Genomic DNA, 26,568 nt, shown 5'->3' with positions numbered 1-26,568 from the left:
CCGGCGGCCGTCCCCGCTCGATGATCGACGGACGCCCCGGACGCATTAAAGTCCCGCCCATGACAGCAGAGTCATGGGTCGGCTGGTACCGCGATCGCGCGGGCACCGAAGCCCTCACCATCAGCACGGACGGGCAGCGGCTGCACGCCCGCATCAGAGGTTGCGACTTCTCCGGCGAGGACTTCACCGGGCTGTGTCCGGACCCCGAAGTGCCGTCGGACGGCCTCGCGTTCACGCTCTCCCCGCAGGGGGCGCTGTGCGGCTGCGTACTGGAGTGGGACATACCGATGCCGGTGTACGACGCGGGAGTCGTGCACCGAGCGGTCCTGCGCTGCCTGCTCACCCTGGGCCGGCCGCTCCCCGTGTCCGACTCCGGGAGCCGGGGCCTGGACCGCCTCCACCTCGGGCTCGCCCTGCACTTCGACGGGGCGCTGTACGCGTCCGGGCACGCGGAGAACGACTTCGCGGGCGCCCTCGCCGAGATCCAGCGGCAACTCCCGCCCGGCTCCTACCTCAAGTCCTGCCTCTCGTGCGCCTTCTCCGACTACGCCCCGACGTCGGCGGTCGGCTTCTTCGGCTCGCTGACCTGTTTCCGCGAGGCCAAGGAGCCGTACCGCACGGCCGGGGAGGACGTGCACGGCGTGTGGGACCTCAACTCGGGCCCGGTACAGGAGACGCACCGCTGCCCGGACTTCGAGCTGCGCCCTGCCGCAGGGCTCGGCCACCGGGGCGCGTTCCCGCCGCCACGGGCCGAACTCATTCACGTGCAGGGCGATTTCAAGCCACCTCAGGCACCGGCGTCCACGGCCTGAATCATGCCGCCCGGACGCCGTGCACCGCCCCCGCCGGACGTCACCGCCACGGCCCTCCGTCGCACGGAGCGCGACGGAGGGCCGGAAGACGGACGGGGAGGGCGGTCAGCGGGTGGCCGCCACCGCCGCGTTGAAGCCGTTCGCCCACAGCTGGTTGACGCGGGCGCGCTCCCGGGCGTCCGGGACGGCGTTCGTGCAGGACGGGCCGGGCCCGCCGCCCGACATCAGCTCGCTGCACGGGCCGGAGTAGCGGTCCGGAAGGCCGAGGACGTGGCCGGTCTCGTGCGAGGTGACGCGGGTGGAGTTGTAGATCTGGTTCTGCCGGTAGTCGAGGAAGATGAATCCGCGCCCGTGGCCGTCCGTGCTGGCGTACGAGCCGCGCGAGTCGTTGCCCTCGCGGTAGCTGAAGCTGGCACCCGACGTGCTCTCCTGGAGCCTCACGTTGCTGACCGAGCTGTTCCAGATCTGCGTGGAGCGGGCTATCTGGGTGCGGAAGCTCGGCGCACTGGACGCGTTGTAGCGCACGGTGACGACCTGAATGCCCGGGTTGGCGGCCCGCTGCTTGGCGACCTCCTTCCAGACGGCCTGCTGGAAGGCCTTCGTGGCGGCGGCGTTCTCCTTCGACTGGTCGTACGCGACGTACGAACTCACCGGGGCGGAAACAGTGTTGGCCGCCGAGGCGTTCGCCACGGGAACGGCGCCGACGGTGGCGACGCCGAGCCCGAGAGCGGTGGCGAGAAGTGCGCGAGGGATACGGGAAAAGCGCATGGTGGGGGGTCTCCCTGCTGGTCCGTGTACCCGGTGGGTGGCCGGGCGGGGGATGGAACAGTGTGAGTGGGACTGGGGAGAGTGTGGGGGAGCGGAGGCGGGCTGCGGATGATGTCATCCGGTGATAACGCCATGACATCGCCCGGACCAGGTCCCTGCCGCCGCCGCTTTCCAGCCACTTGCCTCCGCAACCACTTGGCGCATCTGGTGCGCCCCCGGGCCCCGCCCTACCCTCACCCCCATGGAGCTCGAAGTGAGACACCTTCGTGCACTGTGCGCGATCGCGGACGCGGGCAGCCTGCACAAGGCCGCCCGCACCCTGGGGATGAGTCAGCCCTCCCTCACCACGCAACTGCGCCGCATCGAGAACTCGCTCGGCGCCGAGCTCTTCTCCCGGCGCCGCACCGGCTGCCGACCCACCCCGCTCGGCCAGTCCCTCCTGGCTCGGGCCCGGCCGCTGGTGGACGGCATGAGCACCCTCATCAGCGAGACCCGTGCCGAAGCGGTCCTGGCCGCCTCCAGCGGTCCCGCCCTGCACATCGGTGCCACCGCGAGCCGGGTCGTCGCGGGCTGGCTGCGCAGGCTCCGGCTCCGCAGCCCGGACGCGCAGACCACACTCCACGTCGACGTCTCCGCCCACGCCCTGCTGCGGCGGGTGGCCTCGGGCACCCTGGACGTCGCGTTCGTGCACGAGGTGGAAGGCTTCCCGCTGCGTGTGCCGCCCGGTCTCGAAGTCCGCGTACTCCTCGACCGCGAGCCCCAGTTCGTGTCCCTGGCCGTGGACCATCCGGCGGCCTCCGACCCCGTCGTCGACCTCGCCGACCTGGCCGCCGACCGCTGGATGGTCGACCCCAGCGTCGACGGCGAACGCGACGGCCTGAGACGGGTACTGGCGGCCGCGGGCCTCAACCCGCCGCTCCTGTACGGGGACTACCTCACCGCGTCCTCGCTCATCGTCATCGGCGAAGCCGTGGCCCCCTGCCAGCCCACCTCGGGCCCCCGCGACGACATGGCCATCCGCCCGCTGCGCGGCGACCCCCTGGGCGTCCGCCTGCTGCTCGCCGCCCGCCCCGGCCTGGCCGAACTCCCGTTCCTGTACGCCGACCTGGAGGCCGCGTACCGGGACGCGGCACTGCGCTCCGCGGGCTACCGGGAATGGCTGACCCGGACGGGGAGCCCGCTGGTGAATGCCTGACCCGCCCCGACGTACGACTCTCCTCGACGCCCCGACTCTCCTCGACGCCCGGCCCCGTCCCGACGTCCGACTTGTCCCGACGTACGGCCCCGCCCCGACGGCCGGCCCGCCCGGCGCCCGATCCGGCCGGACGTCGGATCCGCCCGAATGCCCGATCCGCCCGGACATTGCTTCCGCCCGGATGCCCGATCCGCCCGGACGCCTGACCCGTCCCAGCTCGCGGTGGCGCACGCAAAGGGGGCCCCGCCACGACGGGGGAACGTGGCGAGGCCCTCGCACGGTCGAGTGCCCGGAGGGGCGCGGGTCATGCGCACGGGGCGGAGAATCTCCACTCGTTGATCTTCCGGACGCACGGGTACCCGCGTCGTATGAGCGCGAACGGTTTGAGGTTGTTGATGGTGCTGGCGGTGCTCGTGCAGCTGATGGCGCTGTTCCAGCACCAGGCGATGGGCATGACCTGGCAGGACGCCTTCACGGTCGCCGTGTCGTGCGCGTTGGTGGGGCTGACGGCGGCGCGGATAGCCGGGCGGAACGAGTCCTAGCGAGGGGGGCGCGCCGCGGGATCCGTACCCACGCCGCCGCCGTACACGGAGGCCGCCGTACGTCCGACCGCTGCGCGCCGCCCACCTGCGCCGCGTACCGTCGCGTGCCGCCACTCGCGTCGCGTACCGCACGGCCCGTCACCCGGCTGCGTACGCCCCGCCGCCCCTCACGGCCTGCGCAGCAGCGTGATCCCGTCCCGTTCCGTCACCTGCACGTAGCCGTGCTCGCGGTAGAGCCGGAGCATGTGCTCCGTCCGTTCCCTGGGGCAGGGAACCTTGACGGTCGGGTCGGCGCTGTCCGAGACCACCCAGCGCGGCGGGTCCGCCGGCAGGCCGGTGGGGGCCGCGGGGTCGGGCCCGGTGCCGTAGCAGACCAGGCTCACGGTCGTACGGGAAGTGAGCATGGGCGCGAGGCGGTTGGAGGACGCGACGGTGTCGCCGTCCGGTATCCGGTCGAGGATCTCCCGCGCGATCACGACCCGCTCGGGAGTGCGCCAGGCCGACGGCAGTACCAGGTCGTGCAGCGGGTACACCGCCGCGGTGACCGCCGTGAAGGCCGCGGAGAAACCGAGCGCGCGCCGCCGACGCACTCCCGGCAGCAGGTCCTTCCGGCGGCTCAGCACGTCCACGAAGCCCGCGAACAGCACCGGCATCAGGATCGCGCTGTAGTGGAAGCCCGGCGTCCAGTAATGCTCGTTCCCGGCGACGAAACGCCACCCCAGCGTCGGCAGACAGAGCAGCAGCAGCAGAGACCGAACGCCCACGAACGCGACCGGAGCGGCCAGCATCAACAGCAGCAGCCATTTCATCGGCGGCCAGAAAATCCCGAGCGCGAGGCCGAGCACATTCCCGGACGGCGAAGCCTCATCGCCCGGTATCTGTCCCCAATAGGCGAAGCCGCCGTCGGGATTCATCGCGGGAAGCAGGACGAGGATCTCCACCGCCGTGCCCACGACACCGAGCAGAACGACGGAAACTCCGAGCCGCAGACGCGATGTCAGCCCCGGATCCGCACCGTCCCCGCCCGCCCGCCGCTCCCGCCACCCCTGCCAGGCGATGTACGCCCCGACGGCGGCCAGCGTCAGCCCCAGGTCCTCCTTCACCAGCAGCAACGGAGCCGCCCACAGCGCCCCCGCCCACCATCGCCGCTGTCCCAGCGCCACCGCGCTGAAAGCCAGCAGCGGTACGGCGAAGGCTATTTCGTGGAAGTCCTTGGCCGCCGCCGAGACGATTCCCCACGACGCCCCGACCCCGCACCCCACCACCAGCGCGGCAACCGGCCCGACCGCACGGTGCGCCCACCGGGTCACCGGCCAGCACGCCAGCGCCAGCAGAGCGGACTGCACCACGAGAAGAGTGACGCCGCTCGGAAAGAGACGGTAGAAGGGGGCGACCAGCACGAGAATCGGATGGAAGTGGTCCCCGAGGAGATTGAACCCGGGCCCCTTCAGCTCGACGATCGGCGCCTGCCCCCGCGCGTAAGCGGCGATGGCCTGCTCGAATATCCCCAGATCGAATCCCGCGTTGAGCATGCGCCCGTTGCGCAGGATCGCCACCGTGGAATAGAGCCCGAAGAAGAGCGCGGTCAGCGACCAGGCCAGGACGCGCGGCCCGGGAAGCCGCTCCCGCAGCACGGTACGCAGGCGGGCACCGGGCTTCTCCGGACCGCGGGGCGAGGGTATTCGCTCGGTACGGTGACCCGCGTTCCGTACCACTGACTCCATCATGGTCTCCACCTGCGCATCCGGCTGTGTGCGGCCGGGCTGCTGTCGGGGTCCCGGGCTCCTGTCGTCGGCAAACCTATGGGGCATGCCGCAACGGTCCAAGTCCGGGCCCCGTCCCGGCCCCGCCGCGTCGGGTCGGGCGGACGCGGGACCACGACTCAGGCCCGTGGACGGGAGCCCCGCATCGGTCGGCAACAACTCGGGAACAACACCAAAGGGACCCGACCGGCGAACCGGCCGAGCCCCTTCCCGCACGCGTACCGGCGGCGAAAACGCCTCCCCCACGCGTGGGTGGAACGGCGAAGGCGTCAGGCCTTCTTCGTCTCCCAGAAGATCCGGTCGATCTCGGCGATCAGCTCAAGGGCCTTCTCGCCGGTCTTCGGGTCCGTCGAGCCCTTGGCGGCCGAGAGGGCCTTGAGGGCGTCGTTGACGAGCTGGTGCAGCTGCGGGTACTTCTCGAAGTGCGGGGGCTTGAAGTAGTCGCTCCACAGCACCGAGACGTGGTGCTTGGCGAGCTCCGCGCGCTGCTCCTTGATGACCACGGCGCGCGCCTGGAAGTGCGCGTCGTCGTTGGCCTGCATCTTTTCCTGGACGGCCTTGACCGACTCGGCCTCGATACGGGCCTGGGCGGGGTCGTACACGCCGCAGGGCAGGTCGCAGTGGGCGCTGACCTTGACCTTGGGGGCGAACAGGCGGGAGAGCATGGAATCGCATCCTTCCTCGTGATCGTCTTCTCAAGGGCGAGATTACTCCCTGAGGAAGGCCTTTTCGCGAGTGCCCCCAGGGGCTTACGTCAAAAGTCCGGGGTGAGACTGGGACCCGGGGGCTGGTGCGGTGCGGAACCGGGAGGTGTCGGAATGCGGGACGACGGGCGGGCGCGGAGCGGGCCCGAGGGGCCCACGCGCAGGGAGCGGGAGAGAGAGCGCGACCCGCAAGGGGAGCGGGAACTGCGGGAGCGTGGGCCGGAGGTGCAGGCTCCGCTCGGGCTCGCCGAGGTGTCGGGGCTGTCCATGGTGCCGACCCTGCTGCACCGGGACCAGGTGCTCGTGCAGTACGCGGCGGCGGTCCGGCCGGGGGACGTGGTGGTGATGCGCCACCCGCTGCAACAGGACCTGCTCATCATCAAACGGGTGGTCGAGATGCGGGAGGGGGGCTGGTGGGTGCTCGGCGACAACCCGGACGCCGAGGTCGTCGACTCGCGGTCGTTCGGGCCCGTGCCGCCCCCGCTGGTCCTGGGGCGGGTGCGGGCGCGCTACCGGCCCTTGCAGGCGGGGCGTCAGCGGTCGGTGGGGGCGGTGGTGTCCTGGGCGTTCTCGGCGGTGCGGCCGGTGCCGGCGGACCGTTCGGTCTCCAGGCGTTTGCGGGCGCGGTAGGCGGCGACGTTGGCGCGGGTGGCGCAGCGGTCGGAGCAGTAGCGGCGGGAGCGGTTGGTGGAGGTGTCGAGGTAGGCGTTGCGGCAGGGGGGCGCCTGGCACAGGCCCAGGCGGTCGGCGCCGTGTTCGGTGAGGTGGTAGGCGAGGCCCATGGAGGCGGTGGCGGCGTATCCGGCGGTCACGTTCGACGGGTGCTCGGCGAGGTGCATGTGCCAGTCCGGTCTGCCGTCGTCCTTGCGGGCCTCGTGGCCGGAGATCTGCGGGCTCACGGGGAATTCGAGGAGCAGGGAGTTGAGCAGGTCCACGGCCAGGGTCTCGTCGCCGGAGTCGGCCGCCTCGAAGATCGCGCGCAGCCGCGTCCGTACGGAACGGAAACGGGTCACGTCCGCGTCGGTCGCCCGGCGGGCCGCCTGCTGGCTGTGACCGAAGAGGTCACGGACCGCCTCGACCGAGGTGAGTGAGTCCTTGTTGCGGACCGGTTCCTCGGTGTTCACCAGGCGCACGGCATAATCTGCGTAATAGGCCAGTTCCACTTGTAGTCCTTACCGGGGCGATCTAGTCTCGATGTGAGGCGTCTGGGTAATGGGCGTTTCTGGGACTAGGGTATTACGGGAGCGGGTGGTTTCCATGGCCGACGGTACGGATGGGACGGGCGGGGCGGACTGGAGCGGGTGGCAGGCCGGCTGGGACCGCCAGCAGGAGTGGTACATGCCCGATCGCGAGGAGCGGTTCAGGGTCATGCTCGACATGGTGGAAGCCGTCGTCGGGCCCGAGGCCCGGGTGCTGGACCTCGCGTGCGGTACGGGAAGTATCACGGACAGGCTGCTCAAGCGGTTCCCGAAGGCGACCAGTACGGGGGTGGATCTCGACCCCGCGCTGCTGACGATCGCCCAGGGGTACTTCGAGGGGGAGTCCCGCGCCCGCTTCGTGACCGCGGACCTCACCGACCCCGAGTGGCGCGCCGCGCTTCCGTACGACAGCTTCGACGCGGTGCTGACCGCGACCGCCCTGCACTGGCTGCGGCTCGGCCCGCTGGCCACGCTCTACGGCCAGGTCGGCGAACTCGTGGGCGAGGGCGGCGTGTTCATGAACGCCGACCGGATGAAGGACCCCACCACGCCTCGTATCAACGCGGCCGAGCGGGCCCTGCGGCACGCGGGCATGGAACGCGCCAGGAGCGAGGACGGGGTGCTCGACTGGGCCCAGTGGTGGGAAGTGGCCGCGGCCGACGAGGTGTTGGCCGCACCGACCGCCGAACGGTTCGCACTCTTCGGTGAGCACGCGGACGGCGAGACGCCGTCCCTGGAGTGGCACGCGTCGACGCTGCGCGCCGCCGGATTCACGGAGGCGCGGGCCGTGTGGTCCTCGCCCTCGGACGCCATGGTGCTCGCCGTCAAGTAACGGCTCGTACAGGGGCCTTAACGCACCAGGACACGCGCGACGGTGCTCGCCGTCAAGTAGCGGCCGACACCAGGGCCTTGGCGTGGCAGGAAACGCGCGATGGTGCTCGTCGTCAAGTGGCGTCCAGCGCCGGGGCCTCGGCGCACCAAGGCACAAGGGGACGGTACGGGTCATCCGTACCGCCCCCTTGCCCGTGCGCCCGTGGACGACTTACAGCACCTTCGACAGGAACGACTTCGTCCGGTCGTGCTGAGGGTTCGTCAGGACGTCGCGCGGGTGGCCGGATTCGACGACCACGCCCTCGTCCATGAAGACCAGCGAGTCGCCGACCTCGCGGGCGAAGCCCATCTCGTGCGTGACGACGATCATCGTCATGCCGTCCTCGGCGAGCCCGCGCATGACGTCCAGGACGTCACCGACCAGCTCGGGGTCGAGTGCGGAGGTCGGCTCGTCGAAGAGCATCAGCTTGGGCTCCATCGCCAGCGCGCGGGCGATGGCGACGCGCTGCTGCTGGCCGCCGGAGAGCTGCGTGGGGTAGTTCTTCGCCTTGTCCGACAGGCCGACCCGGTCGAGCAGCCGCTCGGCGCGGGCCCGTGCGACGGCCTTCGTCTCGCCCCTGACCTGGATCGGGGCCTCCATGACGTTCTCGATGGCCGTCATGTGCGGGAACAGGTTGAAGCGCTGGAAGACCATGCCGATGTCGCGGCGCTTGCGGGCGACTTCGCTGTCCTTCAGTTCGTACAGCTTGTCGCCCTTCTGCCGGTAGCCGACGAGTTCGCCGTCGACCGAGAGGCGGCCGGCGCTGACCTTCTCCAGGTGGTTGATGCACCGCAGGAAGGTGGACTTGCCGGAGCCGGACGGACCGATCAGGCAGAACACCTCGCGCGGCGCCACCTCCAGATCGATGCCCTTGAGGATGTGCGCGGCGCCGAAGGACTTGTGGACGCCCTCGGCCTTCACCATGGGGGTGGCGGAATTCGTCGTCATCGCAGCGCTCCCGAGCGGTTGCCCAGCGAGGCAAGGTTCGCCTTGACCTTCTGGAACGGGGTGAGCGGCAGGGCGCGGCTGGAGCCCCGCCCGTAGTACCGCTCCAGGTAGAACTGACCGATCGAGAACAGCGTGGTCAGGATCAGGTACCAGGTCGCCGCGAGGAAGAGCATCTCGACGGCCGCGCCGGAGGTCTGCCCGATGTCCTGGGCCTGGCGCAGCAGTTCGGCGAACTGGACCGCCGAGACGAGCGAGGTCGTCTTCAGCATGTTGATGACCTCGTTGCCGGTCGGCGGCACGATCACCCGCATCGCCTGCGGGATGACCACCCGGCGCAGCGTCTTCGCGTGGGTCATGCCCAGCGCGTGCGACGCCTCCGACTGGCCTTCGTCGACCGAGAGGAGTCCGGCCCGGCAGATCTCCGCCATGTACGCCGCCTCGTTCAGGCCGAGGCCCAGGAGCGCGGTGAGCAGCGGGGTCATGAAGACCGACCAGTAGTCCTTGTAGATCGGACCCATGTTGATGTACTCGAAGACCAGGCCCAGGTTGAACCAGACCATGAGCTGTACGAGGACCGGGGTGCCGCGGAAGAACCAGATGTAGAACCACGCGATGGAGGAGGTCACCGGGTTCTTCGACAGCCGCATCACGGCCAGCAGGATGCCGCCGACGATGCCGATCGCCATGGACAGGAAGGTGAGCAGCAGGGTCTGCGTCACCCCGTCCAGGATCCGGCCGTCGAAGAAGAAGTCCGGGATCGCACTCCAGTTGATCTTTCCGCGGGCGAACGCCGAGACGATCGCGGCCAGCAGCGCGATGGCGATGACCGCGGAGACGTACCGCCCGTAGTGCCGGACCGGGATCGCCTTCAGCAGCGCGGGGGCGGTGGACGGGCTCTCCGGGGACGACGGTTCGCCGTCCTCGGGGCCCTTCTTGTTCATGACTGTCACAGGTTGTGCCTCTCAGCGCCGAACGTGGCGTTCAACGAGTGGTGCGGGGACGCGTGCGGCGAGTGGGTCAGGAACCGCCGTTGATCTTGGCTTCGGTGACCGCGCCGCCTTCGCCGCCCCAGTTGGCGAGGGCCTTCTTGTAGTCGCCGTTCTTGATGATCGCGTTGAGGGCCGCCTCGATGGCCTTCGTGAGCTCCTTGTTCTGCTTGGAGATCGCGATGCCGTACGGGGCCGCGTCGACGTCGTCGCCGACCTTCTCGAAGTCGTTGCCGCCGCCCGAGGTCTTCACCGCGTACGCGGTCACCGGGGAGTCGGAGGAACCGGCGTCGGCGCCGCCCGAGCGCAGCCGGGTCTGGGCCTGCTGGTCGTTGGTGAAGGCCTCGATCTTGATCTTGCCCTTGCCCGCCTTCTCGCACTTCGCGGACTGGTCCTTGGCCAGGTCCTCGGAGACGGTGGTGCGCTGTACGACCAGCTTCTTGCCGCACAGGTCGTCCCAGGTCTTGATGCCCTGGGTCTTGCCCTTCAGCGTGTAGAGGGAGACGCCGGCGGTGTAGTAGTCGACGAAGTCGACGCCCTCACCGACCTTCTTGCCGTCCTCCATGCCCTCCTGGCGGTCCTTGGTGTCGGTCATCGCCGACATCAGGATGTCGTACCGCTTGGCGCGCAGCCCCGTCACCAGGGCGTCGAAGTCGCCGTTCTCGAACTTGAACTCCACGCCGAGCTGCTTGCCCAGGGCCGCCGCGATGTCCGGGTCGATGCCGACGACCTTGCCGGACTTGTCCTTGAACTCGACGGGGGCGTAGGAGATGTCGGAGCCGACCTTGATGACGCCCTTGGCCGCGATCTCCTTGGGCAGCATGTTCGCCAGCGGCGCCCCGGAGGTCTTGCCTTCGCCGCCCTCGGGGGCCTTGGCCTTGGTCTGGTCGCCGCAGCCGGTCAGAACCAGGGCTCCGGCGACCGCGAGTGCGCCCACCGCGGCTATCCGGGAGCGGGCGGCCGTGCGGCGGGGGGTGCGTGCGGTCATGGGGTCCTCCGGCAGACGAGGGTGCGCAGAGCGCTGTCCGAACTGTCCGGACAGCGGCGCATCTTGGTGATCGTGGTGGTTCGTGCACGCGTCACTGAGTGGCACGTCCGTTCACAACCAGGTGTGATGACGGCATCTTGCCATTCGGACCTGGTCATTTCGGGGGCCAGTCATGTCAAAATCAGATAACGGGTGATCCCCGAACCCCAACAGGCCGGTACATCAGGGCCGGACCTTCTGCGGGCCAACCGCCCTGCGACCGGAAAATCAGCGGTCCGTCTCGCGATGCGGATGCCTTGCAAGCCGCGTAACGGGACAAGCCCGGGACTTGTCGGGAACTTGTCCGACATCGCGGCATGAGTCATCCCACACCGGGCCGCCGATCCGCTCACTCACGGCGACTGAGCGGATACGGGCTCGTCCGAGCGGTGTCCCGTCCGGTAAGAAGGATCCTTACACCCCTCATCCGGGGCCCAGGGCACGTGTGCGGCGTGCCCGCGCGTTCGCACCTCCCCCTGGCGGGGCCGGTCGGTTCCACCGCCCGATCACCGACAGGGCGCGGACGCGGACCCACCCACCCCTCCTCAACCAGGAGTGGCCACCCTCAATTGATGAAGACCTAAGGGGTAAGAAGACAATGGCAGCGGAGATCGTCAATCCCGGAACCGGCACGGGCGCAGGACTGGATGAGTCCTTCGACCTCGACCCGGCCTTCGCGCTCCACCGCGGCGGCAAGATGGCCGTCGAGTCCACCGTCCCGGTGCGCAACAGGGACGACCTGTCCCTCGCTTACACACCCGGCGTCGCGAAGGTGTGCACCGCCATCGCCGAGCAGCCGGACCTGGTCAACGACTACACCTGGAAGTCGAACGTCGTCGCCGTCGTCACGGACGGTACCGCCGTGCTCGGCCTCGGTGACATCGGACCGGAAGCCTCCCTCCCCGTGATGGAGGGCAAGGCGATCCTCTTCAAGCAGTTCGGCGGCGTCGACGCCGTCCCGATCGCCCTCGCGACGAAGAGCGTGGACGAGATCGTCGACACGGTCGTCCGCATGGCGCCCTCCTTCGGCGGCGTGAACCTTGAGGACATCTCCGCCCCGCGCTGCTTCGAGATCGAGCGGCGCCTCCAGGAGGCCCTCGACATCCCGGTGTTCCACGACGACCAGCACGGCACGGCCGTCGTGACCCTGGCCGCGCTGCGCAACGCCGCCCGCCTCACCGACCGCTCGCTCGGCGACCTGCGCGCCGTCATCTCGGGTGCGGGCGCGGCAGGCGTCGCCATCGCCAAGTTCCTCCTCGAAGCCGGCCTCGGCGACGTGGCCGTCGCCGACCGCAAGGGCATCGTCAGCCGCGACCGCGACGACCTGACCCCGGTGAAGCGCGAGCTGGCCGAGCTGACCAACAAGGCGAACCTCTCCGGCTCCCTGGAGTCGGCCCTTGCCGGCGCGGACGTCTTCATCGGCGTCTCCGGCGGTACGGTTCCCGAGCCGGCGGTGGCCTCCATGGCCCCCGGCGCGTGCGTCTTCGCGATGGCCAACCCCAACCCGGAGGTCCACCCCGACGTCGCGCACAAGTACGCGGCGGTCGTGGCCACCGGCCGCTCGGACTACCCGAACCAGATCAACAACGTCCTCGCCTTCCCCGGCATCTTCGCGGGCGCCCTCCAGGTGCGGGCCTCCCGCATCACCGAGGGCATGAAGATCGCCGCCGCGACCGCACTGGCCGACGTCGTCGGCGACGCCCTCGCCGCGGACTACGTCATCCCGTCCCCGTTCGACGAGCGCGTCGCCCCGGCGGTCACGGCAGCCGTCGCCGCCGCCGCCCGCGCGGAGGGCGTGGCGCGGCGGTAGCCGCCGCCCCCTGTCGTACGGGACGGGCCCGTGCCGCGGTTTCACACCGGCGGCACGGGCCCGTCCCGTATCCGGGTGCGCGGTACGCACGTGGGCCGCCGGGTGCCGGTGGTCGTGCGTTCATCCCCGGGGAGGCGCGCCGGGATCACCCCCGGCCCGCCGGACGACGGCGGTCCGCGAGGCCCGCGAGCGGCGGGACGCGGCGCGTGTCACACCCCGTGGCTGTTCCGCAGCGCCCCGCGTCCCGCCTATCGTCGGGCCATGTTCGCCGCATACGCAGCCCGCATCGACCGTGACCAGCCGCTGAACGGCCTTGAGCTGGGGGAGCGCCCGGAGCCCGAAGTACGTCCCGGGTGGACCACCGTGACCGTGAAGGCCGCCAGCCTCAACCACCACGACCTGTGGTCGCTGCGCGGGGTGGGGATCGGCGAGGAGACGCTGCCGATGATCCTGGGCTGCGACGCGGCGGGCATTGACGCCGACGGCAACGAGGTCGTCCTGCACTCCGTGATCGGGGACACCGGGCACGGCGTCGGACCGTACGAGAAGCGGTCGATCCTCACAGAGAAGTACCAGGGGACCTTCGCCGAGCGCGTCACCGTGCCCACCTGGAACGTGCTGCCCAAACCGGCGGGGATCAGCTTCGAGGAAGCGGCCTGCCTGCCCACCGCCTGGCTGACCGCCTACCGGATGCTGTTCACCAACGCCGGTGTCCGGCCCGGGGATTCGGTCCTCGTGCAGGGCGCGGGCGGCGGCGTCGCGACCGCCGCGATCGTGCTCGGCAGGGCCGCGGGGCTGCGGGTGTACGCGACCAGCCGCGACGAGGCGAAGCGCAAGCGGGCCGTGGAGCTGGGGGCCGCGGAGGCGTTCGAGGCGGGCGCGCGGCTGCCGGAGCGGGTGGACGCGGTGATCGAGACGGTCGGCGCGGCGACCTGGTCGCACTCCGTCAAGTCCCTGCGCCCCGGCGGCACCCTGGTGATCTCGGGCGCGACCAGCGGGCCGAACCCGCCCGCCGCCGAGCTGAACCGGATCTTCTTCCTGGAGCTCAAGGTCGTCGGCTCCACCATGGGCTCCAAGGACGAACTGGAGGCCCTTCTCAACTTCTGCGACGCGACCGGGGTACGCCCCGTGATCGACCAGGTGCTGCCGCTGGAGCGGGCCCGCGAGGGCTTCGAGAGGATGGCGGGCGGGGACCTGTTCGGAAAGATTGTGCTCTCGATGTCTTGAGAGTGGCGGGCGGCACTGTTTGGCTCTCCGGCACCGAACGACCGGAGACTGCCGGAGGAGTGCCGTGCGCGCGTACCGAAGAACAGTTGTGTCCGTCGCCTGCGGTGTGCTGCTCGCGGCCGGGGGACTGGTGTCCCCCGCCGCGTCCGCGGCCCCCGCCCCCACGTCCCCCGCGTCCGCGGCCCCTGTCCCCACGTCCGCCGCGCACGGGATCCCGAAGCTCACCGACGAGCACGGCCGCGTCCTCACCCTGCGCGGCTGGAACGTCGAGGACAAGACCCATCGGGGCGACCGCGCCCTGTCCCTGATCACCGAGAAGCACTTCCGCGACATGAGCGCGCAGGGCTTCAACTTCGCGCGGCTGCTCGTCTTCTGGGACGACCTGGAGGCCGAACGCGGCCGGTACAGCGAGAAGTACCTGCGGAAGATCGACCGGATCCTCGGCTGGGCCCACAGGTACGGGGTGAAGGTCCTCATCGACGGCCACCAGGACGTCTTCGGCCCCGCCTTCGGCCACCGGGGCATCCCCGAGTGGGCCACCCGCACGGACGGCCTCCCCTTCACCCCCCACCCCGACGACTGGTTCTCCGAGTACTTCCAGCCTGCCGTGCAGCGCGCCTTCACCCATCTCTACGAGGACGCCGACCTCCAGCAGGCGCAGGCGAAGATGTGGCGGCTGCTCGCCGACCGGTACGGCGACCACCCGGCCGTCCTCGGCTACGACTTCCTCAACGAGCCCATGGGCGAGCTGAAGGAGGGCGAGGACCTGCCCACGGCCGCCCGCCGGATCGAACGCGACCAGGTCACCCCGATGCACAACCGCCTTGCCGCCGCTGTGCGTTCGGTGGACGCGAAGAAGTGGCTGTTCGTCGAGCCGACCCCGATCGTCGGCGAGGGCGTGCCGACCGGACTCGGCCGGATCAAGGACCCGAAGCGGAAGGTCGTGTACGCGCCGCACTTCTACAACACCGCCATGGAGGCGGGCGCGGACTACGACCCGCAGGCCGGGTGGATCGAGGCGTACGAGGCGGCCGTCACCCAGTACCCGAAGCGGTACGGAGTGCCGGTGGTCGTCGGCGAGTGGGGCCCGCTCAACAACGGCGGCCCGAACATGGGCGCCTTCTACCGGGACGCCCTCGCCTCCTTCGCCCGCTACAGCTCCGGCTGGGCGGGCTACGTGTGGTGCTACGGGGGCGGGTACTGCGCCGTGGACGCGGAAGGCAGGCTGCGGGGCCACAAGCAGCAGACCGCCCAGCCGTACGCGGCGAGCGTCGCGGGAAAGGTCCGCGAGGACTCGTACGACGCGACCAAGGGCGCCTACTCCCTCGCCTACGAGCCGAGTTGGCGCGGCGGCGCGGGTGCGGTGGTGTCCGTCCCGCCGAGCGCGAAGGGCTGGCGGGTCCGCGTGACGGGCCGGGGCTGGACCGGGACGCGGGAGGTCGCCGCCGGGCGGGCGGAAAAGGTGCGCGTGTACGGGGTGCCCGGTGAGAGGGTCGCGGTGGTCATTCAACGGCGATGAGGGGGCGGCGGTGCGGACGCTGAGCACACCCGAGGGATTCGTGCTGCGGGAGTGGCGGGAGGGGGACGCCGCCGCGCTGCTGGCGGCGTGCTCCTCGTCCCCGGAGCTGGCCCGGCAGATCGGCCGGGTACGGGACGCGTCCGAGGCCCGCGCGTGGGTGGCGCGCCGCGGGGAGCACGCGGCGGCTGGGACGGCGTACGCCTTCGCGGTGACGGACGGCGCCGCCGGCCCGGTGCTGGGCAACGTCGCCGTCTCCGCGATCGACCGGGCGCACGACGCCGGCTGGATCTCGTACTGGACCGTGCAGGCGGCCCGGGGGAGAGGCGTGGCGGCGGCGGGCACCCGGCGCCTCGCGGACCTCTGTTTCGCCGAACTCGGCCTCCACCGCCTCGAACTGGGTCACCGTACGAACAATCCGGCTTCGTGCGCGGTGGCGCTGCGCGCGGGCTTCGCGGTGGAGGGTCTGGAGCGGGACAAGCTGCGGTACGGGGACGTGCGCCACGACGTGGAGCGGCACGCGCGACTCGCGACGGACGCTTTCGTCAACGGGGGTTGACGACAGTCGCTCGTCAACCTAAATTGACATCATGAGCGAAGCAACCGATCTCGCCGCGAGGGCGGGAGACCAGGACCCACGGGTCGGGCTGCGCGCGGTGGTCGCGCTGCGACGACTGCTGGAGCAGCTGGAAGCCGTACAGGTACGGGGTGCTCGCAACCAGGGCTGGTCGTGGCAGGAGATCGCGGCCGAGCTGGGCGTCAGCAAGCAGGCCGTGCACAAGAAGCATGGGAGTCGATGATGTTCGAACGGTTCACGGAAAGCGCGCGCCGGACGGTGACCGGCGCGGTCGCACAGGCCGAACGGCTCGACCACCCCGAAGTCACCGAGGAACACCTCCTCCTCTCCCTGCTGGACACGGCCGAGGCCCGCGCCCTCTTCGCCTTCACCGTCCTGGGCCTGCGCGACCGGCGCGAGGAGATCGAGGCGGCACTGGCGGGCGCCCGGCGCCGGGGCGGCCTGTCGAAGGCCGAGACGGACGCCCTCTCCGACCTCGGGATCGACGTGGACGCCATCGTCCGCAAGGTCGAGGAGACGCACGGCGAAGGAGCGATGGCCGGGGCCCGCCGTAGCGCCGGTGACGACCTCCCCGAACGGGAGGGCACGCGGGCCCGTGGCCGGCTCAGGCGGAAACTGCTCGCCCACCGGCCGTTCACGCCGGAGGCGAAGAAGGTGCTGGAACAGTCGCTGAAGGTGGCGCTGGACCGCGGCGACAAGCACATCGGCGAGGAACACCTGCTGCTGGCGCTCGCCGTGCGGCCCGGCGTCGTCTCCGAGGTCCTGAAGGACTTCGGAGCGGGTTACGGGGACGCGGAGAGGGCGATGTTCGGGGAACCGCGGTAGGGCGCGCGCAGTCGCTGGACGGGCGTTGTCGGACCCTGCCGCTAGGGTCGTTCGACAACGCTCGTTTCGTCTGTGCGCGGGAGGTCAGTGGTGACTGGTCCGGTTCCTGTGGAGTTCGTGCCCGCCGGGCGGGTGGTGACGGAGCCGGTCACCAAAGTGGGTGGCCGGCCGGTGTGGCGGGAGGACGCGCAATGGCCGCTGTCCCAGCAGTCCGGCGAACCGATGCAGTTCATCGGCCAGTTCGAGGTACGGGGCGGGAAGCTGGCGTACCTCTTCATGTCCAAGGACCCGGGAACCTTCGCCCCGGACGGCGGCGAGAACGCGGTGATCGTGCAGCCGGACGGCCGGGTGCCCGCATTCTGCGCCGGAGTACGGGACTTGACCGACGGCCCCACGGCAGGCGAGGACCATCTGCCCCGGACCGCCGAGCTGGACGAGGACGTCGAAGTCTGGCAGTTCCTCGGCGGCCCCGAGGTCGAGCCGCTGTGGCTCCAGGGGGAGGAGACGCCGGGCGAGTCGGAGGGCAAACCCTGGGAACTGCTGGTCCAGCTCGACTCGACGGCGATGCCCTTCTCCGTGAACTTCGGGGACGCGGGGATCGGATACGCCTTCCTCTCGCCGGAGGGGGACGAAGGGCGCTTCCTCTGGCAGTGCACCTAGCGCGGTTGCTGCTGGTGGGGGGCGGTCAGGGCACGAAGGCGTCGTACGGAAACGGAGCGTCCGGGTAGCTGTAGGGGTGGTCCCGCCCCGCAACGGCCTCACTCAGCGCGAAGCGCCGCTCGTGCTGGAGTCGGCGCTGCTCGATGGCCCGCTGGATCTGCTGCTCGACGAAGCGGTGCAGCTCCTCGTGGGCGGGGGAGGGACGCCGCCGCGCCGGCACCGGTACGGGAAGGGGCTCGGCAGCCGGTACGCAGGCGGGTCGGACGGTACGGCGGTGGCAGCCCTGGGCGGGAAGCAGGATGCGCAGGACGAGGCGGCAGGCGCGGGCGACAAGGTTGCGCATACGTCGTTCACTCACTTGCTTCGAGTCGTTCGATGAGTTCCGTCTCGGGCCGTTCAGGACCGGCCTGCCGGGGCGTTTGCGTCCGGAGGGGCAGCAACCACGGGCGTCGGAACCGTGCGGAGTACGGTCACGCGCCGGGCTGTCCAGGTCAGCTCCGTGCCGTTCATGGACGTACGGAAGGTGTACGTCTCGTCCGCGCGCAGCCGCGTGACGGCCTCCCACTGGCCGAAGCCCAACCAGCCGTGGGCGGTCTCGCGCTCGGCGGGGGCGAGACCGGAGACGAGCGTGCGCAGGGAGTCGCGCATCCAGATCACAGCATGGGTGGGCGCGCTGACGCTGTGGGCCTGCCGAATGCCGACTCCGTTCGTACCGGTGGCGGTGAACTCGCACCACCAGGCGGGGGCCGTGAGCGGCGGGATCATGAGGTGGCGGCTGCGCCGGGGGCGGACAGGTGCGCCCAGACCGTCTTGCCGGGGTCGCGGGGACGCACGCCCCAGTTGGCGCTGAGCGCGTCAACGAGGACGAGGCCCCTCCCGCCGGGCCCCAACAGGTCGTCGATCCTGCTGAGTTCCGGCATGGCCTATTCGTAGGAGTCGGCCACCTCGATGACGAGCATGCCGTGGCGGCGACGGAGGGTGAGAGTGAAGTGGTCACCGGTGCCGGCCGCGTGAACCAGGGCGTTGGTGGCCAACTCACTGGTGACGAGGAGAGCGTCGTCGATCAGCAGCCCGAGCTTCCACTCCACGAGAACCGCCTTCACGTGCGCTCGTGCGGCGGGGATGGAGGGTTTGTGGGAGCGGAAGGTGGCGGTGCTGGTGTGTCCGGACATGGCGTCTCCAAGGGGGTGGGCAGGCCGGAGTTGATCACGCGCAGCACGCGAAAGGACGCCGTGCGTGACAGTAATCACGTTAGGCCCGCAAGACGACGGACGGCAAGTCACCCCCTAATGCAAACTTGCAGTGACGCTTCACCCTGAAGTGGCTGGCGTGTGCGCACAGTTGGCGTGCAGACTGATTCCGAGGAGAAGGGGGACGGCATGCCCGCAGGTGGGAAGCCCACTGTGCGCAGTAGGCGACTGGGCGCGTCGCTCAAGAGGCTGCGGCTGAACGCGCATCTCGACCAGGAGCATGCCGCTGAAGCGGTCGACTGTTCGACCGCCAAAATCAGTCGGATCGAGTCGGGATCGGTCAGTGCCCGCGTAGGCGATGTGCGTATTCTGCTCGACCTGTATGGCGTCGAGGACGCGGAGGAGCGGCGTCGGCTGGAGAAACTGGCGCGGGACAGCAACAAGCGTGGTTGGTGGATGAACTTCCAGGCCCAGTACCCCGCGCTGGATCGTTTGGGCGACTTCCTCTCGCTGGAGACCGACGCCACCTACATCCGGGCATGGCAGCCAGTGTTCATCCCCGGGCTTCTGCAGACCCCTGAGTACACCCGCGCGTTGACGAAGGCCAATCCCGAGGTGCTGAGCGACGAGGCAGCGGTGGAACTGGTCAAGGTGCGTCAAGGGCGCCGACAAGCGTTCGAGGAATCGGGTGCGCGCTTCGCAGCGGTGATCTGGGAGCCCGCCTTGACCGGACCCATGCCCGTGCCCGCAGTCCACCGCGAGCAACTGGCCCACTTGTTGAAAATGGCTCAGCAGCCCAACGTGACGCTTCAGGTTCTGCCTCACAGCGAATGGGCAGCGGCACGCGTGGCCCCGGCCTTCGTCGCCCTCTCCTACGGGAATGAGGCATCGCCCGAAGTCATCGTCCAGGACACCATGGCCAACAGTGTGATTCTCGAAGACCACGAGGACATGGCGGGGTACCTGCACGCCTACGAGGCGCTGCGGTCGGCAGCCCTGACGCCGGACAGGACGCTGACCTTCATCCGGCAGCTGATGAGCGACATCACCACAGAGAACGAGGAAGCGTGAGCAACCAGCAGATCGTCACCCCCTTCGTGAAGTCGACCCACTCAGGGGGAGGCTCTGCCAACGAGTGCGTGGAGGTCGCGCACACTGCGGACGGCGGTCGCGCCGTACGGGATGCCAAGGACCGCCAGCGGGCGACCCAGTTCTACGGTCCCGTCGGATGGGAGACCTTCGTAGCAGCCCTCAAGAAGGGAACCGTCAAATGACCGCTCGCCGCATCGTGACGGCCTTCAAGAAGGCCAGCGCCTCACAGGGGGGCTCCCAGGAATGCGTGGAGGTCGCGCGCACGGCCGACGGCGGCCGCGCCGTACGGGACACCAAGGACCGCGACCGGGGGGCCCAGTTCCACCACCCCGCTGCCTGGGGCGACTTTCTCGCCGCAGTGAAGACGGACACCTTCCGCTAGCCCCCTGCAACATCCAGACCCACCCCAACCCCCACCCCTGCCCCGCATCGAGACGGCCCCGATGCGGGGCAGAGCGTTCCCACTCACTGGTCTCGTCGGGTGACGCGGCCAACGGGACCTCGCGAGCCACAGCGAATCCCGCCACGTCCGCCGGTTCCATTGCCGGAATCGTCACTGAGGAGTACTTCTGATGCGCGACGTGACCTACTCGATGGGCATCTCCCTGGACGGCTACATCGTTGGGCCGGATGGCGGCTTCAACTGGACGGCGCCCAGCGAAGACATCTTCCGCTTCGCCACCGACCAGGTGCGCGAGGTCGGCGTGCATTTCCTGGGACGACGGCTGTACGAGGCGATGCGGTACTGGGACACCGTCGATCAGAGCCCCTCGCTCGACTTCTCCACGCGCGAGTTCGCCGCGATCTGGAGGTCGCTGCCCAAGGTGGTGTTCTCCACCACGCTTCCGGAGGTACAGGGAAACGCGCGCCTGGCCTCCGGCGGGCTGGCGGAGGAAATCGAGCGGTGGAAGGTCGAGCCGGGAGACGGCAACATCGCAATCGGCGGTGCGGCTCTCGCCTCCGAGGCGGCCTCGTTGGGGCTGATCGACGAGTACCGGGCCAAGGTCTACCCGGTGCTGCTCGGTGGCGGCATTCCGTTCTTCCCCCAGCACGAGCGCCGCGTGGATCTCGAACTCGTCGAGACGCGCACCTTCCCCTCGGGAGTCGTCTACCTCCGCCACCGCGTGACGCGCTAAGTGCTGTCCCGTAATCTCATGAGGCTGAGGGTTATGTCGTGTCCGGGTCGATGCCGATGGCACCGGCCGAGCGAAGCGAACGCCCGAGGTTTCCGGTGAGGATGCGGGGGTGGCGCCGCCACCACCACAGGTCAGGGCCGGGCAGTCGGTGGAACTGATCGAGTGCCTGGCCGTCATCATCGACGGTCACGGCCTTGTACTGGTCGTCCAGAGCTTTGATCCGCGGGGTCCAGAGTTGGACGAGATGTTCGTCCAGCAGGAGCCACGCCTCGTGCAGCCAGTTCCGGCAGTAGAGGTCGTTGGTGTACTCGCAGATGTCATCGCCGTAGCCGCGCTCGATGACGCCTATCAGGGCACCCCACGCGTTCACTCTTTCTGTGACTGTGAACGTCGTCCGCCAGCCGCGCTGGTGCAGCAGCTCTCCCACCTCGGTTTCCGTAGCCACGAACGTGAGGCTCTCATGCCGAATCCGTCCGGGCGACCGAGATGCGTCCCGCCAGGGGCTGGCCCCGCAGCATGATCAACATGAGACGATCTCGCCGTGGCTGGTGTGATCACGGCGTCGGAGCCGTCCTGGATAGCGCCGTTCAGCGGGTTGAGCCCAAGGCAGTTCGGGAAACTGGTGACCGTGCTGCGGCGTCAGGGTGCAGATGCGGTCCGCAGGGGCCGGCCGTGGAGCCTTCCGCTGGAGGACCGGGCCCTGCTGGTCGCGGCCTACTGGCACACGAATCTGACCATGCGGCAGCTCGCCCCGCTGTTCGGGGTGTCCAAGTCGGCAGCTGACCGCATCATTGACCACCTCGGGCCGATGCTCGCGCTTCAGCCCCGCAAGCGGTTCGCGAAGGACACCGTGCTGATCGTGGACGGCACCCTGGTCCCCACACGCGACCACGCCGTCGCCGAGCGGTCGAAGAACTACCGGTACTCCACCAACCACCAAGTCGTCATCGACGCCGACACTCGCCTGGTAGTCGTGGTCGGCCGGCCGCTCGCCGGAAACCGAAACGACTGCAAGGCATGGGAGGAGTCCGGCGCCAAGGCTGCCGTCGGCACGACCATGACGATCGCCGACGGCGGCTACCCCGGCACCGGCCTCGTCATCCCGCACCGCCGAAAGCGCGGCCAAGCCGGACTCACGGGCTGGAAAGAGGAACACAACAAGTCCCACAAGCAGGTTCGAGCCCGGGTCGAGCACGTCTTCGCCCGGATGAAGACATGGAAGATCCTCCGCGACTGCCGCCTCAAAGGCGACGGCGTCCATCACGCCATGCTCGGCATCGCCCGGATGCACAACCTCGCCCTTGCCGGATAGACGATCGGCCCGCACAGCGAACAACCACGCCCGAGGCCACTCAGAGATCATTTACGGGACAGCCCTTTTAGGTCGTCAGCAGCACGTGCATCGACCGCACCATCGACTTCTTCGTTGAGACGTTCTCGCCCCATCCCACGCCTTGAAGGTGAGATCGGTCGCATTCTCAGCCCAAAACGCTAATCCCTATAAAAATGCCCAGCACGATAACAATCACCCACCATGCCACGTAAAAGTTGCGCTTAGGAGTTTCGTCAAACTTGGTCACAATAGTCTCCGGTTCTTTGGCGGCAGGATGAGGTGAAAATCCCGTTCAGTCGAGCCGCACCGGCACACTTCATTTTTTATCCGTAGGTCAAAATGGAGGAGGAGCGGCTTCCCCTCCCGATTGCTCACGCTCGTTCCTCCTCAAGTGCATTACATGATCTAATGTGATTCGTTTTCCCCTCATTATTCTTTCAGTGACGTTGATCGCCGCGAGGTCCCAGAACGGCGGCCTGGAGCCTCGCGGCGATTTTTCTTACAGGTCCCAGTCGAGCACTACCGCATCAACTCGCCTATCAAGCCCAGCAAGGCCACGCCTATGAACACGACACCGAGTCCCACGAAGAGAATCCGCGTGGTGTTCTTTGCTATTTTCGGGTTATTTGCACCGGCCCTTGAAGCCAACATGCGCTCTTGGCCGCGTGCCGCGACTATCCCTATCATGATGGCGAGGGCACCTAACACTGCGAAAACAATGGGACCTGTCACTCTCTCCTCCTAGAACTGTTTCTCAACGAAGTCTTTGGCAGCGTAGCTTCCGAAAGTTGAAGCCGCACCGCAAAGGACTCCGGTCGCCAAACCTGCACCGCCGGTCGCCACGCCAAAACCCACGGCTATAGATCCGCAGACCGATCCGACAAGTGCACCGCCCGCCATTCCGGCTGCAGTTCCTGCCACTCCCTTCCAATCTCCTTCCAGCGCATCCTTACCCATGCCGACTATGTCGTTCGCGGTTCCTACCCCATCGACGAAGTCAGTAAGGATATTCTTCAACCCAGTCGGGTCGATCCGGTTGACGGGGTCGCCTTCGGCGTAGAGGTACGGGTTCTTTTCCTGGCCGGACGGGTCCGGGCTGGTGAAGCGGCCGATGCGCGGGTCGTAGTACCGGGCAGCGAAGTGGTACAGGCCCGTCGGGTCTTGGTAGCCGCCGGCGAAGCGGTAGGGCTGGGGAATCTTTTCGGTGAAGGTGCCGTCGACGCCGCGGGGGCTGTAGCGGTATTCGTTCACCTTGGTGCCGGTTTCGTCGGCCATGGCCAGGACGGAGCCGAGTGCGTCGGTGAGGTAGTAGTACGACTTGCCCCCGGTCGTCATGGAGTTGAGGGTGCCCGAAGCTTCCCTGTTGAATCGCATGTCGCCGGTCGGGTCGGTCTTGCCGGCCAGGCCGAGGGGGCCGTTGTGCAGGGTGGTGTCGCCGTAGTAGAGGCGCTCGGACTGGTCGGTGGAGCCGTACAGGCCGGTGTACTTCTTGCCCGCGACGGTGACCGAGGTCTGCTGGGAGTGATCGGACCAGATGCCGCCGGTGCGGGCGCGTTCGGCGCCGCTGGCCCCGGCGGTTTCGTTGCCCGCCTTGTCGTAACCCCATCCGGCGGTGGAGCCGGCGCGGGAGATGAGCTGCGAGGCGTCGTTGTACGTCAGGGCGATGCCGGAGGGGCAGCCCTTTGTCGAGCCCTGGGAGGTGAGGTTGCCCGCTGCGTCGTAGCAGTACTGGTAGGACGCGGCGAGGGTGGTGCCCTTCATCTCCGTGGAGTAGGAGAAGCGGCCCGCGCTGTCGTACTCGTAGGTCTTCTTCAGGCCCATCACGCCGTCGGTGGCGGTACGGATCTTCATGCCGTCCTTCGTCGCCGTGCCGGAGACGTAGGAGTACGTGTACGAGGTGTTCGTGAGGGTGCCCTTGGGCGAGGTTGCCTTGATCAGGGTGGGCCTGCCGGACTTGTCCGGGGTGACCTCCTGGACGGTGCCGCCCGGGTAAGTGGTCTTCGTACGGACGTCGTTGGCGTTGTAGGCGTACGTCGTCGTCTTGCCTGACGGGTCCTTGAGAGCGGTGAGGCGGTTGGCGGCGTCGTAGGTGTAGTCGGTGAGGCCGGAGGGGTCCTTGTAGGTGTCGACGTTTCCGGCCGGGGTGTAGGTCAGTTCGGTCTGGGAGCCGTTCTGGAGGGTGCGGACCGTCTCGCGGGACAGCGGGTCGAAGGCGTACTTGATGAGACCGGCGTCGTCCGTGCGCTGGGAGAGGTTGCCGTCGCCGTCGTAGACGTAGGTGACCGTGGTGGTGGAGGAGGAGACCTCCGTGATCCGGTCGCGGTTGTCGTAGGTGAAGACGGAGTTGACGCCGCGGCCGTCCACCGAGGTCTCGACGCGGCCGAGCGCGTCGTAGGTGTAGGTGGTCTTGCCGAGCGGTGTGGGCGGGGTGACCTCGATGAGGTTGCCCTTGGCGTCGTAGCGGAACTTGGTGACCTTGCCGCGGGCGTCGGTGACTGTGCACCGCTGGCCCTCGAACCCGCCGCAGGTCGGGGTGGCCTTGTTGTACGTGAACTTCTCCGTGCCACCGCCCGCGCCCGAGACGGCCACGGACTCGGTGTTGCCCGCGGCGTCGTAGGTGAAGGAGGTCTTCTCGCCGTCCGCGGACTCCATCGTGCCGGGGACGTCCCGGCCCGCCCTCGTCGCGTAGGCGCCGACCGCCGAGGTCGCTCCGGTGGGGAGTTTGGCGGAGGTGGGGTTGTTGCGGGCGTCCCAGCCGTACGCCGTCTCGTTGCCCGGCGTGGTGCCCACGCCCATCGCGTCCGTGGCGGTCTTGACGTTGTGGTTCGCGTCGTACGTGGAGGAACGCGAGTGGCCCAGGGCGTCGGTGGTCTTGGTGACGCCGCCGTCCTTGTTCAGTTCGTAGGTGGTGGTGTGCTGTTCGGGGTCGGTGACCTTCGTCTTGCCGGCCTCGTAGGCGTAGGTGTGGGTCGGGCCGGTGTGGGCGTTGCCGTTGAAGGCGGTGGCGCGCTGCATGGAGGTGACGCGGTTGTCGGCGTCGTAGCCGAAGTTGGTGACCCGGCCGTCGGGGGTGGTGATACGGGTCAGGCGGCGCGAGGAGTCGTAGCCGAAGACCGTGGACTTGCCGGCCGTGTCGGTGGTCCTGGCGAGGTCACCGGCGGGGTTGAGGTCGAAGACGGCGGTGCGGCCGGTGTGGTCCTTGGCCTGCCACTGCGAGGCGTCCGTCTTCACCAGGTCCACGAAGCGGCCCGAGCGGGTCTCGGTCAGCTTGAACCCTTTGTGCTCCGGACCCGCATCGTGCTGGGTGACGGTGATCGTGCCGTTGTTGCGGTCGGTCACCTTGGTGAGGGTGCCGCCCGCGTTGTACGTGTCCTTCGAACCTGACTTGCGGTCGGTCAGCGTGTACGTGCCGTCCGCGTTCTTCGTGAGGTCCTTGGAGTACCCGGCGGGGGTGGTGTACGTCCCGTCCGCCTTCTTCACGAACCGCACCGAGGCACCCGTGGAGTCGAACCACACGAACTCCGTGTCGGTGATCTGCGCGTACCGTTCCCAGCCCTGCCACCACCGCTGCGAGACCTTGCCCCACGGCGCGTCCATCGAGTTGTACGTCCGCGTCAGCTGCAAGTTCTGGCCGACACCCGGCACGTCGAAGTCGGTGCCCGCGAGCATCAGGTTGCCGGTCGAGTAATTCACCCTCGCGACCAGGGAGTCCGTGATCCGGAAGTCGGAGATCTGGTGCCAGGGCACCGCACCCTGCCCCTTCGGCACCTCAGCCAGCAAGGGTGCCGCCGGGGCAGCGAGGCGGGCCTTCTGCGACGACTGCGCGCGCTCCTTCTGCGCGGCGCGCCAGGCCGCCCGGTCCTTCGACGGGGCCGCCTCCGGCTGCGGGGCGACCGCCTTGTTCGTGCCCACCTTGACCGGCGGGATCGGGAGCTTGGGTGCGTCCTTGCCCCATACGGAGTTCGCGGGCATCGGCGGCGGATCCACCGGGTCGGCCATCGCGGTCGGCAGCGCGCCGGCGCCCAGAGCCAGAACGGCGAGAGCCACCGTCAGAGTGCGTCTGGCCCGTATCTGCGTGCGGGCATGGGTGTGCTTCTGCATCAACTTCCCCCCACGGAAAGTCAGATACCGGTAGCCCCAGCGGCTACCGGACGCGCACACGCTCACACATGTTCCTCACGGTTGTGAGCGCCGTGCCCCAAAGTCTCGAACGTATGCACGCAGGAATCGGCCCCTCCTCTTCGGAGGGAAAGTCAGGACATCGGGGGACGGAAGCGTGAGGGCACAAGGTGGCGGTGCAGGCGGAGGCCGGGGGAGGATTGGCTTGTACCTTTCGCTGCACGCCAGGGAGATATTTGCTGTCGAGAACCTCTGCGGTGAGGGTGCA

30 protein-coding genes are annotated in these 26,568 nt (G+C 69.0%); 17 read left to right on the top strand and 13 right to left on the bottom strand.

All coding sequences use genetic code 11. The features are described 5' to 3' along the window. The first annotated feature begins 59 nt into the window (after positions 1 to 59). On the top strand, positions 60 to 812 hold the full coding sequence (locus ACQPZG_RS11665) for a DUF6304 family protein (RefSeq protein ID WP_433545739.1): 753 nt from the start codon (positions 60 to 62) through the stop codon (positions 810 to 812). Positions 813 to 917: 105 nt separating this feature from the next. Here ACQPZG_RS11665 and snpA read toward each other — a convergent pair whose 3' ends face one another. Beyond that, positions 918 to 1,580, bottom strand: coding sequence for a snapalysin (gene snpA / locus ACQPZG_RS11660; RefSeq protein WP_433545738.1), 663 nt, complete (start codon positions 1,578 to 1,580; stop codon positions 918 to 920). 241 nt (positions 1,581 to 1,821) lie between these two features. Here snpA and ACQPZG_RS11655 point away from each other — a divergent pair, with 241 nt between their 5' ends. Beyond that, positions 1,822 to 2,775 (top strand): LysR family transcriptional regulator, encoded by a 954-nt coding sequence (locus tag ACQPZG_RS11655; protein ID WP_433545737.1) that lies wholly within the window; start codon positions 1,822 to 1,824, stop codon positions 2,773 to 2,775. A gap of 368 nt (positions 2,776 to 3,143) precedes the next feature. Next, positions 3,144 to 3,317, top strand: coding sequence for a hypothetical protein (locus ACQPZG_RS11650; RefSeq protein ID WP_433545736.1), 174 nt, complete (start codon positions 3,144 to 3,146; stop codon positions 3,315 to 3,317). Positions 3,318 to 3,484: 167 nt separating this feature from the next. Here the strand turns inward: ACQPZG_RS11650 and ACQPZG_RS11645 are convergent, their stop codons facing one another. Together ACQPZG_RS11645 and sodN are read right to left on the bottom strand one after the other, a co-directional pair. Beyond that, positions 3,485 to 5,044: a DUF2079 domain-containing protein gene (locus tag ACQPZG_RS11645; RefSeq protein ID WP_433545735.1), complete on the bottom strand. Its 1,560-nt coding sequence runs from the start codon at positions 5,042 to 5,044 to the stop codon at positions 3,485 to 3,487. A gap of 305 nt (positions 5,045 to 5,349) precedes the next feature. Then, a complete protein-coding gene (gene sodN, locus ACQPZG_RS11640) occupies positions 5,350 to 5,745 on the bottom strand; it encodes a superoxide dismutase, Ni (RefSeq protein ID WP_433545734.1) in 396 nt (131 codons plus the stop codon). A gap of 153 nt (positions 5,746 to 5,898) precedes the next feature. Between sodN and sodX the strand changes: the two genes are divergently transcribed. Beyond that, complete coding sequence (gene sodX / locus ACQPZG_RS11635) at positions 5,899 to 6,414, top strand: nickel-type superoxide dismutase maturation protease (protein WP_433545733.1); 516 nt, start codon at positions 5,899 to 5,901, stop codon at positions 6,412 to 6,414. Here sodX and ACQPZG_RS11630 read toward each other — a convergent pair. Further along, positions 6,318 to 6,947 (bottom strand): CGNR zinc finger domain-containing protein, encoded by a 630-nt coding sequence (locus ACQPZG_RS11630; RefSeq protein WP_433545732.1) that lies wholly within the window; start codon positions 6,945 to 6,947, stop codon positions 6,318 to 6,320. The genes sodX and ACQPZG_RS11630 overlap by 97 nt on opposite strands. 94 nt (positions 6,948 to 7,041) lie before the next feature. Here ACQPZG_RS11630 and ACQPZG_RS11625 point away from each other — a divergent pair, with 94 nt between their 5' ends. Beyond that, complete coding sequence (locus ACQPZG_RS11625; RefSeq protein WP_433545731.1) at positions 7,042 to 7,815, top strand: class I SAM-dependent methyltransferase; 774 nt, start codon at positions 7,042 to 7,044, stop codon at positions 7,813 to 7,815. A 210-nt stretch (positions 7,816 to 8,025) separates the two neighbouring features. On the opposite strand, the gene ACQPZG_RS11620 is transcribed toward ACQPZG_RS11625, so the two are convergent. The 3 genes from ACQPZG_RS11620 to ACQPZG_RS11610 form a co-directional block, all read right to left on the bottom strand. Continuing rightward, positions 8,026 to 8,802, bottom strand: coding sequence for an amino acid ABC transporter ATP-binding protein (locus tag ACQPZG_RS11620; protein ID WP_433545730.1), 777 nt, complete (start codon positions 8,800 to 8,802; stop codon positions 8,026 to 8,028). Continuing rightward, the gene (locus ACQPZG_RS11615) at positions 8,799 to 9,743 is read right to left on the bottom strand and encodes an amino acid ABC transporter permease (RefSeq protein WP_433545729.1); all 945 of its coding nucleotides are present in this window, start codon (positions 9,741 to 9,743) and stop codon (positions 8,799 to 8,801) included. The genes ACQPZG_RS11620 and ACQPZG_RS11615 overlap by 4 nt, the downstream gene beginning before the upstream one ends. Positions 9,744 to 9,819: 76 nt before the next feature. Then, a complete protein-coding gene (locus tag ACQPZG_RS11610) occupies positions 9,820 to 10,776 on the bottom strand; it encodes an ABC transporter substrate-binding protein (RefSeq protein WP_433545728.1) in 957 nt (318 codons plus the stop codon). 637 nt (positions 10,777 to 11,413) lie between these two features. Between ACQPZG_RS11610 and ACQPZG_RS11605 the strand changes: the two genes are divergently transcribed. The 7 genes from ACQPZG_RS11605 to ACQPZG_RS11575 all read left to right on the top strand — a co-directional run bounded on the left by ACQPZG_RS11605 (position 11,414) and on the right by ACQPZG_RS11575 (position 17,430). Next, positions 11,414 to 12,625, top strand: coding sequence for an NAD(P)-dependent malic enzyme (locus ACQPZG_RS11605; RefSeq protein ID WP_433545727.1), 1,212 nt, complete (start codon positions 11,414 to 11,416; stop codon positions 12,623 to 12,625). A 261-nt stretch (positions 12,626 to 12,886) separates the two neighbouring features. Continuing rightward, positions 12,887 to 13,852 carry a zinc-binding dehydrogenase gene (locus ACQPZG_RS11600; protein ID WP_433545726.1) on the top strand — a complete coding sequence of 322 codons (966 nt, stop codon included), beginning with the start codon at positions 12,887 to 12,889 and terminating at the stop codon, positions 13,850 to 13,852. A 64-nt stretch (positions 13,853 to 13,916) separates the two neighbouring features. Further along, the gene (locus ACQPZG_RS11595; RefSeq protein WP_433545725.1) at positions 13,917 to 15,371 is read left to right on the top strand and encodes a cellulase family glycosylhydrolase; all 1,455 of its coding nucleotides are present in this window, start codon (positions 13,917 to 13,919) and stop codon (positions 15,369 to 15,371) included. A 10-nt stretch (positions 15,372 to 15,381) separates the two neighbouring features. Then, positions 15,382 to 15,927 (top strand): GNAT family N-acetyltransferase, encoded by a 546-nt coding sequence (locus tag ACQPZG_RS11590; protein ID WP_433545724.1) that lies wholly within the window; start codon positions 15,382 to 15,384, stop codon positions 15,925 to 15,927. Positions 15,928 to 15,958: 31 nt separating this feature from the next. Beyond that, positions 15,959 to 16,168 (top strand): helix-turn-helix domain-containing protein, encoded by a 210-nt coding sequence (locus tag ACQPZG_RS11585; protein WP_185032916.1) that lies wholly within the window; start codon positions 15,959 to 15,961, stop codon positions 16,166 to 16,168. After that, positions 16,168 to 16,770: a Clp protease N-terminal domain-containing protein gene (locus ACQPZG_RS11580; RefSeq protein WP_433549364.1), complete on the top strand. Its 603-nt coding sequence runs from the start codon at positions 16,168 to 16,170 to the stop codon at positions 16,768 to 16,770. The genes ACQPZG_RS11585 and ACQPZG_RS11580 overlap by 1 nt, the downstream gene beginning before the upstream one ends. A gap of 90 nt (positions 16,771 to 16,860) precedes the next feature. Further along, on the top strand, positions 16,861 to 17,430 hold the full coding sequence (locus ACQPZG_RS11575) for a hypothetical protein (RefSeq protein ID WP_433545723.1): 570 nt from the start codon (positions 16,861 to 16,863) through the stop codon (positions 17,428 to 17,430). Positions 17,431 to 17,455: 25 nt separating this feature from the next. On the opposite strand, the gene ACQPZG_RS11570 is transcribed toward ACQPZG_RS11575, so the two are convergent. From ACQPZG_RS11570 to ACQPZG_RS11555, 4 genes are read right to left on the bottom strand one after another with little or no spacing between them, the layout of a single operon-like run. Then, on the bottom strand, positions 17,456 to 17,773 hold the full coding sequence (locus tag ACQPZG_RS11570; RefSeq protein ID WP_433545722.1) for a hypothetical protein: 318 nt from the start codon (positions 17,771 to 17,773) through the stop codon (positions 17,456 to 17,458). Positions 17,774 to 17,826: 53 nt separating this feature from the next. After that, positions 17,827 to 18,195, bottom strand: a complete 369-nt coding sequence (locus ACQPZG_RS11565) for a hypothetical protein (protein WP_433545721.1) — start codon at positions 18,193 to 18,195, stop codon at positions 17,827 to 17,829. After that, positions 18,192 to 18,350, bottom strand: a complete 159-nt coding sequence (locus tag ACQPZG_RS11560) for an ATP-binding protein (RefSeq protein ID WP_433545720.1) — start codon at positions 18,348 to 18,350, stop codon at positions 18,192 to 18,194. Before ACQPZG_RS11560 ends, ACQPZG_RS11565 begins: the two co-directional genes overlap by 4 nt. A gap of 3 nt (positions 18,351 to 18,353) precedes the next feature. Then, a complete protein-coding gene (locus ACQPZG_RS11555; protein WP_433545719.1) occupies positions 18,354 to 18,602 on the bottom strand; it encodes an ATP-binding protein in 249 nt (82 codons plus the stop codon). Between the two features lie 174 nt (positions 18,603 to 18,776). Here ACQPZG_RS11555 and ACQPZG_RS11550 point away from each other — a divergent pair, with 174 nt between their 5' ends. From ACQPZG_RS11550 to ACQPZG_RS11535, 4 genes are all read left to right on the top strand, one after another. Then, a complete protein-coding gene (locus ACQPZG_RS11550) occupies positions 18,777 to 19,691 on the top strand; it encodes a helix-turn-helix domain-containing protein (RefSeq protein WP_433545718.1) in 915 nt (304 codons plus the stop codon). Further along, positions 19,688 to 19,894, top strand: coding sequence for a DUF397 domain-containing protein (locus tag ACQPZG_RS11545; protein WP_433545717.1), 207 nt, complete (start codon positions 19,688 to 19,690; stop codon positions 19,892 to 19,894). The genes ACQPZG_RS11550 and ACQPZG_RS11545 overlap by 4 nt, the downstream gene beginning before the upstream one ends. Then, positions 19,891 to 20,094 (top strand): DUF397 domain-containing protein, encoded by a 204-nt coding sequence (locus tag ACQPZG_RS11540; protein WP_433545716.1) that lies wholly within the window; start codon positions 19,891 to 19,893, stop codon positions 20,092 to 20,094. Before ACQPZG_RS11545 ends, ACQPZG_RS11540 begins: the two co-directional genes overlap by 4 nt. A 190-nt stretch (positions 20,095 to 20,284) precedes the next feature. Continuing rightward, the gene (locus ACQPZG_RS11535) at positions 20,285 to 20,848 is read left to right on the top strand and encodes a dihydrofolate reductase family protein (RefSeq protein ID WP_433545715.1); all 564 of its coding nucleotides are present in this window, start codon (positions 20,285 to 20,287) and stop codon (positions 20,846 to 20,848) included. 31 nt (positions 20,849 to 20,879) lie between these two features. Here ACQPZG_RS11535 and ACQPZG_RS11530 read toward each other — a convergent pair whose 3' ends face one another. Further along, positions 20,880 to 21,293 (bottom strand): hypothetical protein, encoded by a 414-nt coding sequence (locus ACQPZG_RS11530; RefSeq protein WP_433545714.1) that lies wholly within the window; start codon positions 21,291 to 21,293, stop codon positions 20,880 to 20,882. Between the two features lie 96 nt (positions 21,294 to 21,389). Between ACQPZG_RS11530 and ACQPZG_RS11525 the strand changes: the two genes are divergently transcribed. Continuing rightward, positions 21,390 to 22,160, top strand: a complete 771-nt coding sequence (locus ACQPZG_RS11525) for a transposase (protein WP_433545713.1) — start codon at positions 21,390 to 21,392, stop codon at positions 22,158 to 22,160. Positions 22,161 to 22,922: 762 nt separating this feature from the next. Here the strand turns inward: ACQPZG_RS11525 and ACQPZG_RS11520 are convergent. Beyond that, a complete protein-coding gene (locus ACQPZG_RS11520) occupies positions 22,923 to 26,282 on the bottom strand; it encodes an RHS repeat-associated core domain-containing protein (protein ID WP_433545712.1) in 3,360 nt (1,119 codons plus the stop codon). Positions 26,283 to 26,568: the final 286 nt, after the last annotated feature.

It is taken from the genome of Streptomyces sp. CA-294286 (assembly GCF_050947155.1).
Lineage (GTDB): Bacteria > Actinomycetota > Actinomycetes > Streptomycetales > Streptomycetaceae > Streptomyces.
Note: the sequence above shows the minus strand (reverse complement) of the source record. Positions and strands in the feature narration are given on the sequence as shown.